Here is a 13,735-nt window from a genome sequence, read left to right as displayed (position 1 = left end):
TCCTGTTAAGGTTTCATATTGCTTTAAAACTCCATTCTCGCAAGCGGGCTCACCGTCTGGTCGCAGAACTCGCCTGCTTCGAACTTGTAGTGCGCTGCAATGGCGATCATCGCCGCATTGTCGGTACAATACTCGAAAGCAGGAATATACACATTCCAGCCGAGCTGGTCGCCGAGTTCCTGCAGCGATTTACGTAAACCTGAGTTAGCGGAAACACCACCAGCGATCGCGATCTCTTTGATACCGGTTTCGCGGGATGCCTTTTTCAGTTTTTTCAGGAGAATATCAATCAATGTAAACTGAATGCTGGCACAAATGTCGGCTATATTTTCCCTGATAAACTCCGGGTTCAGGCGGACCTGCTTTTGGAGAAAATACAGAAACGAAGTTTTGATGCCGCTGAATGAAAAGTCCAGCCCGGGTATTTCCGGAAGCGGGAAAGGATAGGCTTGGGGATTCCCCTGCGCGGCATATTTATCGATCAGCGGGCCTCCGGGATATGGCAGGTCGAGTAGCTTGGCAGTTTTATCAAAAGCCTCACCCACGGCGTCGTCGCGGGTTTCTCCGATGATTTCCATGTCCAGCGGGCCGGTCACTTTCACAATCTGCGTGTGTCCGCCGCTCACGGTAAGGCACAGGAACGGGAAGGCCGGTTTGGGGGCGTCGATGAAGTGCGCCAGCACGTGCGCCTGCATGTGGTTGATCTCGATCAGCGGAATGTCCAGCCCGAGCGCCATCGATTTCGCGAACGAGGTGCCCACCAGCAAAGCACCCAGCAAACCCGGTCCCTTGGTAAAAGCAATGGCATCCAGGTCTTTTTTTGCTATTTTTGCGTCATTCAATGCTTTGTCCACCACAGGCAGAATATGTTGCTGATGCGCCCGCGAGGCGAGCTCGGGAACGACGCCGCCGTACTGGGTGTGGATGAGTTGCGTAGCAACAACATTGGAGCGGATATTCCCGTTTGTTATAACAGCTGCGGAGGTTTCGTCACACGACGATTCAATTGCGAGGATATTCATACTGTGGAAAATATTCGCAAAATTAAGCATTAACAATAAGATAAGCAGTATCCTGCTGCGAAGCTGTATATGTTAAAATTCCTGAAGGCGCTTGGTAATGGTCTGATCGTAGTTGTCATCTTCGTGCTGCTGGCGCTTGGGATTGCTACTACGGCATTGCAGCTGCCTTCGGTTCAAACCTGGGCCGTCGGGTACCTTACGGCTGATATTTCCGGCAAACTCGGGTATCCTATCAGCATAGGAAAGGTCAATATCAAATGGTTCGACGTGGTTTCGCTCGAAGGGGTTTCGGTCAAAGATACCTCAGGCGCAGACATGATCGACGTCGGCCGGCTCGATGTGAACCTGAATCTCAACAACATCATCCGTGATTCGGCCACGGAGATTTTTCTCGACGAGGTCAATGTTTTCCAGCCGAATGTCCATTTAGTTATCGTTCCCAAATCGGGCGATCTTAATATCGACGGATTCATCGCCCGCATTAATGAACTCACCGCCCCGGCCGTACCCCGGCCGCCCAACGCGCCCGAGAACAACACCCCTTTCATCATCGGAAAAGCGAAGGTAATCGACGGTACTTTCGGTTATGACGATCCCCGCCAGCCCCGCGACCGTGGTGCACGGGTGTTCGATTACTCGCATTTCAGCCTCAAACACCTCTACGGAGAGCTCAGCGATTTCCTCGTTCAGGGGGATACCATTGCATTTCGTGCCAAAAACCTGAAAACGGTCGATAAGCAGACCGGCCTGGAAATGCATGATCTCGATACGAAATTCCTTTTTTGCCAGAAAAAAATGGAGTTGAAGGAGCTCGACGCACACATCGGCAATTCGCACCTGAAAGACGAAGTGATATTCTACTACAACCGTTCGGGCGAACTGGGCGATTTTAACCATAAGATCCGCATGAAAGGGCACCTGATCGGGAGCCGGGTGGATTCGCAGGACTTGGGGTTATTTTCAAGTTATATCGATGCTTTGAATGAAACCTGGCTGATATCCGGTGATTTCAACGGTAAGGTCGATGACTTTGTGCTCTCGAATACGGATCTGCGTTTTGGGAAAAACAGCAGGCTCATCGGCGATATTGGTTTCAAGGGACTTCCTAAGATCGAGGGCGTGCTGATGGATATCCGGCTGTCGGTCTCCAAAATCGATCCTGTGGACCTGGTGCAGTATTATCCCGAATGGGACATGCACCCCGATCTGCAAAAGTTCGGTTACACGTTGTTGGATGGTACATTCAAAGGAACACTCGAAGATTTTGCAGTGAATGCGTCGGCCTCGTCGGAGCTCGGCGAAGTGTCCGGCGATCTCGTTTTTCACATCGCGGATGCCAAAACTACCACTTATTCCGGCGAGGTTAAAACGGCGTCTTTCGGGCTGGGAACTTTATTGGAAGATGAGGACAACTGGCAGGAGCTCGATTTTGAAGGGAAGGTGTACGGAAAAGGATTAGAACTTTCTTTCGCTTCCGCCGATATGAATGCGGTCGTGCATCGTGTTGGTTTTCGCAATTACGACTATAAAAACATCCGGTTGAAAGGGAATTTACAAAACCAATATTTCAATGGCCTTGTTAGCTCCCGCGACAGCAACCTGGTGGTGAGCCTCGACGGCGAGTTCGACCTTTCCAAACAGCAGAACATGTTCGACGTCAAGGGAGTGATCGAAAAGGCCAATCTGAAAGAACTCGGTTTCAGCGAGGACCCGATTACACTCCGCACGCAGCTGAATGTGAATGTGACCGGGAATACGGTCGACGAACTGGTAGGAGATGCCAGATTACTCAATACTTACCTGGTTATGACCAATAAGGAGCGAAACCTGGTGGTGGATACGCTCGTTTTTTCTTCGAGAAACGAGCTCGGCAAGCGCCGGTTGCAGCTCAATAGCGAGTTCCTGACAGCCAAAGTGGAAGGCAATTTCCTGCCGACGCAGGCATGGAACGATGTGAGCCAGGTTTTGGGAGAATATAAATTGTATTTCTTTGAAAATGAGGCCAGCAGGAATGAGTACTACGCCAGAAAGCCCTTAAAGATGCTGTCGCGCAGGTACGAGATCGACTATTCAGTGGAAACCCACAACCTATCGCGCTTCCTGGCATTTCTCAGTCCGGATATTTACGTCTCCCGCGGGGCCAAAGTGGAGGGGATTTTTAAGATGGATAATACGGCGATATTGACTTTGAACGCGGTATCGGATACAGTGAGCTACGGTAAAAACCACTTTATGAAAGCGGAGGTGGATGTTACTACCTCGAAATTCGTGAACAGCGCCGAAGTACTCGCATCCATTCTCGTCACTTCCGACAAGCAGCAGATCAGCAAGATGGTGCCTACGGAAAAAATGGAGCTGGAAGGAACCTGGGATGTCGACCATATCGATTTCAATGGAGCCATTCACCAGGTCAAAAGTACCAACCTGGCTAATCTCGCGGGTGAGATACGGTTCTTGCCGGCGGGCCTCGATATTGGTTTTAAAAATTCAAAACTCAATCTGCTCGACGAGGAATGGAATGTGCCTTCGGAAAGCCTTATTTCGATTGTCGGCAATGACTTTACGATGTCGAACCTCGGATTGGTGAACGGCAAGCAGCGTATCTTCCTGAGTGGTACTGCTTCCGAAGACCCGGAAAAGAGCTTATTGCTGGATATCAAGAACTTCAAACTGGCCAGTTTGAACCCCGTTTTCAATACCAAACTGTCGGGGATTATGGACGGCTCGGCGAAGGTGAAGGACATTTATAACAGTGTGATCCTCGATGCGAACTTTGCCATTGAAGGCCTCGGCTACGCCCAGTACGAGTTCGGAAACCTGCTCGGTACCGGCGACTGGGACCAGACGACCAGCGAGTTGCAGGTCGATGCCCAGCTTAATAAGAATGCGAGGCGTGTTTTCAGCCTGGTGGGTTCATATCGCCCGAAACTTGAAACGAATACGCTGAACCTGAAAGCTATTTTCAACCAGGCGGATTTCAAAGCGCTCGAACCTTTCGCCGAAGGCCTCGTGTCCGACATCAGCGGTACGGCACAAGGCGTGGTATCGATCAGGGGCGTTGTCGACGCGCCGGTTTTGGAAGGTTCGCTGACGGTCGACAAGGGTCGGATGAAATTCGATTACCTCCAATCGGTATTTACGTTCAGTGATAAAATCAATTTTACGGAAAGCGAGATCACGGGCAATAATATCCTCGTCACTGACTCCGATGGCAATACGGCCACGTTGCGCGGCGGGGTTTTTCATGACGGTTTCAAGTACTTTTCCCTCGGTTTCAATGCCGACCTCCGGAACTTCAAGATATTAAATACCAGTGCAAAAGATAATGATACATTCTACGGAACGGCCTATGTCACCGGCCCGGTGGCAGTGTATGGCCCGATCGACAACCTCAATATCGAAGCCAATGTGACGAGTAACAAAGGCACCCGCATTCACATTCCGCTGGACGGAGCTACCGAAGTGGTAACGCAGGATTATATCCAATTTGTTAGTAAAATGGCGCCGGCCGACAGTACCACAGGCACTCCGGCCGATTCCGCCGCCCGGAGCCAGATCGCCGGCGGGATCAAAATGGATTTCAACTTCAACCTCACACCCGATGCAACCTGCGAGATTATTTTCGACAGGCAAACCGGCGACGTGCTGCGTGGAAACGGCAGCGGACGTCTCAACCTGAACATCGATACGCAGGGAGATTTTACGATGGCGGGTACGTATGAGATTGATAAGGGCGAGTACAACTTTACATTGCAAAACGTCATTAACAAAAAGTTCAATATCAAGCCGGGAAGTAAGATCATATGGGCGGGTGATCCCTACGGCGCGCAGCTGGATGTAAAAGCAGGGTACACGCAGATGGTGTCACTGGCGGGCGTATTACCGAACACCAGTAACCTGGGAACGGGGAGCGGCGATGCATTGTCGAGGAGGTATCCGGTGGAAGTGACCATCGGGTTGTCGGAGCGGCTGATGTCGCCTACCATCCGGTATGATCTCAAAATCCTCGATAACCCGTCATTGAGCACTTACCGGGGCCAGCTGGAAGCATTTCAAAACAAGCTGAAATCCGATGAACAGGAGCTGAGCCGACAGGTGAGTAGTCTGCTAGTAGTGAACCAGCTGCTACCTGAAAGCAGCCTCGCAACGGTTGGCAGCCAGAACTTCCTCGGTAGCAGTATCAGCGAGCTCGTATCGAACCAGATCAGCCGCTGGGCTTCGGGTATTAATGAGAATCTCGAAGTCGGGGTGTCGGGCCTCTCACTCGACCAGAATGCCTTGAACAACCTGCAACTACGCTTTTCGTACCGCTTTCTGAACGATCGCTTCCGTGTAACGCGTGACGGACGTTTTACCTCCGGCACACAATCGCAGACAGGCTCTTCGCAGTACGACGCGGCGAGTCTGCTTGGTGAATGGACATTGGAATACTGGTTGAATGCAAAGGGCTCGGTGCGTGTGAAAGCCTATAACCGGAATATCCAGAACAACTTGTTGAGCAATACAGGCACCTTCACGACCGGCGGTGTGAGCATGCAATTTACCCATAGCTTCAACCGCTTCACCCGCGCTCCGAAACCGGGTGTGCGGATCCCTTTCCTGCCAGCGGACTCTACGCGACAGGACACGACGAGGAAATTGATTTCAGAAAAAGAATCTACGCGCTAGCGCCTACCGCCAGTTCCTGCTTGATCGCGTGAATGCGGTCGTTGAAATGCAAGGTTGGGAAATCAAGCCCCCGTACGCAGGTGGCACGCAGGTAATCCATCACTTCCTGCGGATGCGGTACGCGCTGGCCTGTGGCGACATTAATATGCTTCGAAGTGGTCCAGAGTACGGTTTTGAGCTCGGTACGGAGGTCGTTGGTCATGAAATATTCGGTCACCATCGTGTCCTCGTTATAATATATCACACGCGAGGTAATGCGCACCCACTCGCTGATGCGTGCGGGCCTTACGTACGCGATCTGGTGCTGGTACACGACCCAGCTGGTACGCAGCTCGCGGAACATTGCTTCAAAACTGAAACCATACAATTTGGAAACCTGGTCTTCCCGCGCGTTGAAAAAGTAATCGAAATATTTGGAGTTGTTCAAATGCATCAGCGGGTCGCAATCCTGGAACCGGATGATCACCCTCGATTCCGCCTCTACGGGCATGTCGGACAGTTTGGCAGTAAACAGCATGGTTTTTAGTTTATCTTGTTAGAAGTGTTATTCTCCACGGTAGCGCACGGCCAGCCCGCTCAGCATATAGCCTTCCTTATTCACGCTTGTATAATATTTGTATTTGACATTGATAATCGCATCGGCCCCGATCTTCTGGGCCTTCATCACCAGGCGCGCGGTAAGGAGCTCTTTGGTTTTGGCATCATTGCCCCGGAACATCATTCTTTTATCCTTCGTCTGATCGGCCGTCAGCGAATCCTCGCTGCCTATCTCCACCACCGCGAGTTCGGAATAGGGGCGTTCCAGCGGCTGGTTGTCGTACAGGACCTCGATAGGGTATTTGGTATTGGATGAAATCGGTATGCCGGTGCCGGCACAGGCGGACAGCGCAACGGCTGCCAGGAAGGAAAACAAAAGGGGGGCTTTTTTAATCTTGATCATTCTCTTTCAATGGGGGACATATTTAAAAACTGTTGGCGGCTTGCATGCAACCCATACACACCAGGCACGACATTATGTTGCAACGTATATTATTTTGCCATTTGTCACCAATCCATTGTTAAATGTGATATTGTGCATTATTTTCAAGGATTATAAATCTAAACTAATTGATTTTAATATGGTCATGAAATCTAGAAGAACAAATTTGTTCAGGCAGGCCTCGCTCGTCGGAATGATGCTTGCTGCAATGCTGGCAATGCCTTCCGAAGCGCAGCAATTGCCGAAAGGGATTACGAAGGTGACATCCGTTGAAGGGATCACGGAATATAATCTCGAAAACGGTCTGAAAGTGCTGATGTTTCCCGATCCTTCGAAGCCGACCGTTACGGTGAACGTCACTTACCTCGTGGGATCCCGTCACGAAGGTTATGGAGAAACCGGTATGGCCCACCTTTTGGAACACCTTGTATTCAAAGGCTCTCCAAAGCATACCAACATCCCGCAGGAGCTCACTGAGCACGGCGCACGGCCCAACGGTACAACATGGTATGACCGTACCAACTATTTCGAAACCTTTTCGGCCTCGGACGAAAACCTCAAATGGGCGCTCGACCTCGAATCGGACCGGATGGTGAACTCGTTCATCGCAAAGAAAGACCTCGACAGCGAATTCAGCGTGGTACGCAACGAATTCGAATCCGGTGAAAACGACCCTGGACGTGTGCTGATGCAGCGCGTGATTTCGGGCGGCTACCTCTGGCATAACTATGGCAAATCGACGATCGGTAACCGGTCCGATATCGAACGTGTACCCATTGAAAACTTGCAAGCCTTTTACAAAAGATACTACCAGCCCGACAATGCGGTACTGACCGTTGCAGGCAAGATCGACGAAGCCAAAACGCTGGCGTTGATCAACGAATATTTTGGGAAAATCCCAAAACCCACCCGCGTCCTGCCTAAATCCTACACCGTAGAGCCTACGCAGGACGGCGAGCGTTTTGTAGAACTCAAAAGGACCGGCGACGTGCAAATGCTCATGGCGATGTACCACATCATGCCCGGCTCACACGCAGATTACCCCGCCATGGAAGTGTTCACCGAAGTGCTGACTACCGAGCCGAACGGTAGATTGTACAAAAACCTGGTCGATACCAAGAAAGCATCTTCGCAATTCGGTTACAGTTTCCAGCTGTACGACCCGGGATTCGTGTTGTTCGGGGCTGAAATTTTGAAGGAAAAGTCGCTGGATGAAGCCAGAAAAGCATTTGTAGCCACGCTCGACTCGGCGGCGATCGTGAAACCGTCGAAAGAAGACGTCGAACGTGCCAAAACGACCATTCTCAAAAACTGGGACCTGGAATTCCGTAACTCCGAAAGGGTAGGGTTGAGCATCAGCGAAGCGATCGCGACCGGCGACTGGCGGCTTGCATTCCTGTTCCGTGACAATATCCGTAAGGTAACGCCGGAGGATGTGGCCCGCGTTGCGCAATACTATCTCAAACCATCCAACCGTACACTCGGTACATTTACGCCGGAAGCTAATTCGGTAAGGGCCGAAATCCCCGAAGCGCCGAAAGTAGCCGATCTCGTAAAAGACTACAAAGGCGAAGCGGTAGTAGCCGAAGGCGAAGCTTTTGACCCGTCACCGGCGAATGTGGAAAGCCGCACCGCGCGGGTCGAGAAAGCCAATACCATTGAAACCGCATTGTTGCCCAAAAAGACCCGTGGAAACGTAGTAGCCGCGCGCATTACATTGCGTTACGGTGACGAGAAAAGCCTGCAAAACAAGGCGACCATCTCCGACCTCACGGGATCGATGCTCGACAAGGGTACCAAAACCAAGACCCGCCAACAAGTGAAAGACGAGTTCGACCGCCTGAAAGCGCGCGTGAGTTTCTTTGGTGCTGCAAACCAGGCCGGGGCCAGCATTGAAACAACAAAAGAAAACCTGCCGGCGGTGATGAAACTGGTAGCCGAGGTTTTGAAAACCCCCGCGCTGGACGAAAACGAGTTTGAAAAACTGAAACAGGAGGAGCTCGCAGGCATCGAATCGCAACGAAGCGAACCGCAGGCGATCGCATTCAACCAGTACCGCCGCATTGTCTCACCTTACCCAAAGAGCGACGTACGTTATGTAGGCACTTTCGATGAAGATGTGGAAGGGATTAAAACGACCACGATCGATCAGATCCGTCAGTTCCACAAGGATTTTTATGGAGCTAACAATGCATCTGCAACAGTTGTAGGGGATTTCGACAAAGACGAGATCCAGAAAATCCTGAACGATGAGTTCGGAAGCTGGAAGAGTGCTAAGCCCTTTACACGCATTGCATCGCCATATCAGGTCGTGAAGTCGGAAAACAAATCCATCGAAGCGCCCGACAAGGCGAATGCGATGTTTGTTGCGGGGCTGAATTTGCCGTTGCAGGACACCGACCCCGATTATCCGGCGTTGATCATGGGTAACTACATGCTCGGAGGCGGGTTTTTGAACTCACGCCTCGCTACCCGCATCCGCCAAAAAGAGGGATTGAGCTACGGCGTAGGTTCGCAGTTCTCGGCTAGTCCGCTGGATAAGAATGCAACATTTATGTCGTACGCCATTTACGCCCCGCAGAATGCCGAAAAACTGGAAGCCGCATTCAAGGAAGAGATCGACAAAGTAATGAAGGAAGGATTCACAGCCGATGAATTGAAGGCTGCTAAATCGGGTTACCTGCAATCGCGGCAAGTGGCTCGCTCACAGGATGCCTCGTTGACGAACACGCTTACCAGCAACCTCTATTTGAACCGCACGATGCAATGGGATGCGGATTTCGAGAAAAAGATCGACGCGCTGACGCCGGATCAGATCAAGGCCGCATTCAACAAGCATATCGATTACAACAAGCTCGTGATCATCAAGGCGGGCGATTTTGAAAAAGCTAAAAAAGGTGCCCCGGCGGCCGGAGCGCCGGCCCAGCTTGGTGGAAGCGATAAAAAGTAAGATTAGAATAAGATTAAGATTCAGAAAACCGGTCGTGAAAAGCACGCCGGTTTTCTGCTTTTAAACGTAGTACATCTTTATCTTTGCCGAGTACTTACAGGAACCTTACTGCTGTCAATAGCATCGACATGAAATTGATCTACCATCCGCTTCTCAGAGTTTTGTTCGCCGGGCTTGTTCTCAGTCAACCGGTTTTTAGTCAAACCAAACCTAAAACCAGTCCTTCGGCTACCAGGCTGGAAAGGCCGAAATTGGTGGTCGGTATGGTTGTTGACCAAATGCGCTACGATTACCTGTACCGGTATTACGACAAATACAAGGAGGGCGGTCTGAAAAGACTCATCAATGAAGGCTTCAACTGCCGGAATAACCATTATCACTACGCATTGACTGTAACGGCGGCGGGCCATTCGGCGGTTTATACCGGCTCGATGCCTGCCATGAACGGTATCGTGGGCAACGACTGGTATGACGCCGCACAGGCCAAAAATGTATATTGTACGGACGACAACACGGTGGCAACGGTAGGGAGTAGCAATGTGACGGTGGGTAAAATGTCGCCGAAAAACCTGCTGGTAACCACCGTAACCGACCAGCTCCGCATTGCCACGAATTTTCGTTCCAAGACCGTCGGCGTCGCGATTAAAGACCGCGCGTCCATTCTCCCGGCAGGTCACGCAGCATCAGGCGCTTACTGGTTCGATTCCAAAACCGGAAATTTCGTGACGAGTACGTATTATATGAATAGCCTGCCACAATGGGCTACCGACTTTAACAGTCAGAAAAAGCCTGCCGAATACATGGGAAAAGGCTGGAATACGCTCCTCTCCATTGAACAATATACTCAAAGCTCGCCTGACGACGTGCCCTGGGAAGGCAAGCTTTCAAACGCAGCCAAGCCAGTATTTCCGCACGATCTTACGGGCAATGCGGGCGATGCGTATGGTCCGTTGACTACCTCGCCATGGGGCAATACCATCACCAAAGAAATGGCCATCGCGGCGATTAAGGGGGAAAATCTTGGAAAAGGTGCGGAAACGGATTTCCTGGCAGTGAGCTTCTCGTCTCCCGACCGCATTGGCCACATGTTTGGCCCGAACTCGGTGGAGCAGGAGGACGACTACCTGAAATTGGACAGAGAATTTGCCGATTTCTTCAACTTCCTCGATAGCTGGGCCGGAAAAGGTAATTATACCGTGTTCCTCACCGCGGACCACGGTGCGATGGATGTGCCTGCATTCTGGCAAGAGCATAAGTTGCCCGCGGGACTCATGAATGCGACCACCCTGACCCGCACCATTGTGAAAACCTTGAACGACGCATATGGCGAGGCGGAATATGTTTCTGCATTTGAAAACTACCAACTTTACCTCAACAAGGCAATCCTGAAAGAGAAAAAGATCACCGTTACGGACGTGTATCAGACTTTGCGTGATGCATTGCTGGCCGTGGACGGCGTGGCCGATGTGATCAACCTGCGCGACATGGGCAAAGCACCGTTGAACACCTACCAGTTGGAATTGTTTAAGAACAATATCAATGCCAAACGCAGCGGCGACTTGCAGGTATTGTTGCAGCCGGGCTGGTTTGCCTCGACTATGAGCACCGGTACGGATCACGGCACACCTTACAATTACGATACGCACGTTCCTTTCCTGTTGTACGGCTGGGGTATCAACAAAGGCGAAACGCTTCGCCGCACTTCCATTGCCGATATTGCACCAACCATTTCGGCATTGCTGCACATATTGCCGCCGAGCGGGAATGTGGGCAATCCCGTGCAGGAAGCATTGAAAAAGTAATTTGAAAAAGGATATCCGCTGCGGGGCCATACCGGGTTCCGCAGTTTTTTGTTTTACCTAAATCCCTTAATTGTGAGAAAATTAGCTTGCTGGGTAATGGCTGCAATGGCAACTACGGCCGTTTCTGCGCAAACCCCGAAGAAGGTCACCCCTCCAAAGACCGCGGCCACGAAGGCGACTGCGCTTGCCCGTCCAAAATTGGTTGTAGGTATTGTGGTGGACCAAATGCGTTACGATTACCTGTACCGGTATTATGACCAGTATACCGAAGGCGGTTTCAAAAGAATGATGAATGAGGGTTTTAACTGCCGCAACAATCATTACAGCTACGCGCTTACAGTTACCGCTGCCGGGCACGCGTCGGCCTACACGGGCTCTATTCCTGCAATCAACGGGATCGTCGGCAATGAATGGTACGACCCCATTGCGAAGCAGGATGTGTATTGTGTGGAAGACAGCACTGTAAAGACTGTGGGAAGTAACAATGTGGCAGTAGGTAAAATGTCGCCCAAAAACCTGCTCGTGAGCACCGTCACCGATCAGCTCCGCATTGCGACGAACTTCCGCTCCAAAACCATCGGTGTTGCCATTAAAGACCGTGGTTCGATCCTTCCCGCCGGTCACGCGGCAAATGCAGCGTACTGGTTTGATTCCAAAACCGGTAACTGGGTGAGCAGTACCTATTATATGGACGACCTGCCGCAATGGGCGAAGGATTATAATGCGAAGAAAATGCCTTCCGAATATCTCAAAAAAGGCTGGGACCTTTTGCTGACGGCGGATGCTTACACGCAAAGTTCTCCCGATGACGTGGCCTGGGAAGGCAAATTGCCGGGCGCTAAGAGGCCGGTGTTCCCTTATGAGCTTATGGGCATGTCGGGCGACGCTTTCGGGATTGTGACCGACACGCCCTGGGGCAACACCCTCACGAAAGAAATGGCCATCGAAGCTATCAAAGGCGAGCAACTTGGAAAAGGAAAAGATACCGACTTTCTCGCGATCAGCTTTTCTTCGACGGACAAGATCGGGCACCGGGTTGGACCGAACTCGGTTGAGCAGCAGGACGATTTTCTGCGTTTGGACCGTGAATTTGCGGATTTGTTCAACTTCCTGGATGGCTGGGTAGGAAAAGGTCAATATACAGTGTTCCTCACCGCGGACCATGGTGTAGTGGATGTTCCCGGTTTTGCGCAGGAGCATAAACTGCCGGCTGGCCTTGTCGACCGCAAGTTGCTGACCAACTCCGTTACCGATGCGCTGAATGCGGCTTTTGGGAAAGATAAGTATGTGGTAGCGACAGACAACAACCAGCTCTATTTCGACCACAGCCTTTTAAGAAAGAAAAACATTACCCTCGCAGCCGTGTATAGCGTGGTACGTGACGCGGCTTTGACCGTACCGGGCATCGCGGATGTGATCGACCTGACCGACATGGGCAAGGCGCCACTTAACAGCTATCAGTTGGAATTGTATAAAAACAATGTAAATGCAAAACGAAGCGGTGATTTGCAGGTGATTTCTCAGCCGGGCTGGTTCTATGGCACTTCCACGGGAACTTCACACGGCACGCCTTACAACTACGACACCCAGGTGCCATTTGTCATGTTCGGATGGGGAATTAATAAAGGGGAGACCGTAAGGAGAACTTCGGTTTGCGACATCGCGCCTACCATTTCTGCGTTGTTGCACATCCTGCCAGGCAGCGGGAATATCGGACTTCCGGTGGAGGAAGCGCTGAAAAAGTAATTTCACACTTCGTTGTCACCCTGAGCGCAGTCGAAGGGTATTTGCATCACGCATTTGCCCTTCGACTGCGCTCAGGGTGACAGCTTAATCACATTTGATACAAACTCTTTTTGTTTTGATATAATTTCAATTCAGGATTCTTCCACTATCAGGACAATACCGTCCGTTTTCTTGATCACAACTTTGCTGCCGGCAGGAATGTTGTGATGAGTTTCTGAAATGGCTTTCCATTCGGCACCGCGGTAATAGATACGGCCTTCGCCATTGTCGGGAATGTCGCGAATGACCATGGCTGTTTCGCCGGTAAACTCGCTGTATTCTGCTGCGGACCGGCGTTCGAGGAGTTTGCGCGCGTGTTTGCGGAGTACGAGCAACGAAACCAGTGAAATCGCTGAAAAGGCCAATATCTGGCTTTCGGTGCTTGGCAGCAGTCCGATTGAGGTAAATAGGGAGGTTATTAATGCGCCTGCCGCGAAAAATACGAACACGAGCATCACGCTGACCAGTTCTGCCAGAAGCATTACCAGTCCTACGATGAGCCAAATCTGTGGTAAGGTCAAATCCATGA

At 51.1% G+C, this 13,735-nt stretch carries 8 protein-coding genes; 4 read left to right on the top strand and 4 right to left on the bottom strand.

The genetic code is table 11. The features are described 5' to 3' along the window. Positions 1 to 23: 23 nt before the first annotated feature. A complete protein-coding gene (tsaD, locus tag ACTJJJ_RS24530) occupies positions 24 to 1,022 on the bottom strand; it encodes a tRNA (adenosine(37)-N6)-threonylcarbamoyltransferase complex transferase subunit TsaD (protein ID WP_188936622.1) in 999 nt (332 codons plus the stop codon). Between the two features lie 69 nt (positions 1,023 to 1,091). Here tsaD and ACTJJJ_RS24525 point away from each other — a divergent pair, with 69 nt between their 5' ends. Then, on the top strand, positions 1,092 to 5,690 hold the full coding sequence (locus tag ACTJJJ_RS24525) for a translocation/assembly module TamB domain-containing protein (protein WP_440703287.1): 4,599 nt from the start codon (positions 1,092 to 1,094) through the stop codon (positions 5,688 to 5,690). Here ACTJJJ_RS24525 and ACTJJJ_RS24520 read toward each other — a convergent pair. Further along, a complete protein-coding gene (locus ACTJJJ_RS24520; RefSeq protein ID WP_440703286.1) occupies positions 5,680 to 6,207 on the bottom strand; it encodes an acyl-CoA thioesterase in 528 nt (175 codons plus the stop codon). The genes ACTJJJ_RS24525 and ACTJJJ_RS24520 overlap by 11 nt on opposite strands. A gap of 27 nt (positions 6,208 to 6,234) precedes the next feature. Beyond that, positions 6,235 to 6,630, bottom strand: a complete 396-nt coding sequence (locus ACTJJJ_RS24515; protein WP_426291847.1) for a hypothetical protein — start codon at positions 6,628 to 6,630, stop codon at positions 6,235 to 6,237. A 178-nt stretch (positions 6,631 to 6,808) separates the two neighbouring features. Here ACTJJJ_RS24515 and ACTJJJ_RS24510 point away from each other — a divergent pair, with 178 nt between their 5' ends. The 3 genes from ACTJJJ_RS24510 (at position 6,809) to pafA (ACTJJJ_RS24500) (ending at position 13,167) form a co-directional block, all read left to right on the top strand. Further along, entirely contained in the window at positions 6,809 to 9,619 is a 2,811-nt protein-coding gene (locus ACTJJJ_RS24510) for a M16 family metallopeptidase (RefSeq protein ID WP_440703285.1), read from the top strand. A 128-nt stretch (positions 9,620 to 9,747) separates the two neighbouring features. Then, complete coding sequence (pafA, locus tag ACTJJJ_RS24505) at positions 9,748 to 11,421, top strand: alkaline phosphatase PafA (protein WP_440703284.1); 1,674 nt, start codon at positions 9,748 to 9,750, stop codon at positions 11,419 to 11,421. A gap of 105 nt (positions 11,422 to 11,526) precedes the next feature. Continuing rightward, the gene (pafA, locus tag ACTJJJ_RS24500; RefSeq protein WP_440703486.1) at positions 11,527 to 13,167 is read left to right on the top strand and encodes an alkaline phosphatase PafA; all 1,641 of its coding nucleotides are present in this window, start codon (positions 11,527 to 11,529) and stop codon (positions 13,165 to 13,167) included. Positions 13,168 to 13,298: 131 nt separating this feature from the next. Here the strand turns inward: pafA (ACTJJJ_RS24500) and ACTJJJ_RS24495 are convergent, their stop codons facing one another. After that, on the bottom strand, positions 13,299 to 13,733 hold the full coding sequence (locus ACTJJJ_RS24495; protein WP_440703283.1) for an NfeD family protein: 435 nt from the start codon (positions 13,731 to 13,733) through the stop codon (positions 13,299 to 13,301). Positions 13,734 to 13,735 lie beyond the last annotated feature (2 nt).

This window comes from Dyadobacter sp. 22481 (assembly GCF_052044875.1).
In the GTDB taxonomy this organism is placed as follows: Bacteria; Bacteroidota; Bacteroidia; order Cytophagales; family Spirosomataceae; genus Dyadobacter; species Dyadobacter endophyticus.
This window is presented reverse-complemented; position numbering and strand designations above follow the sequence as displayed.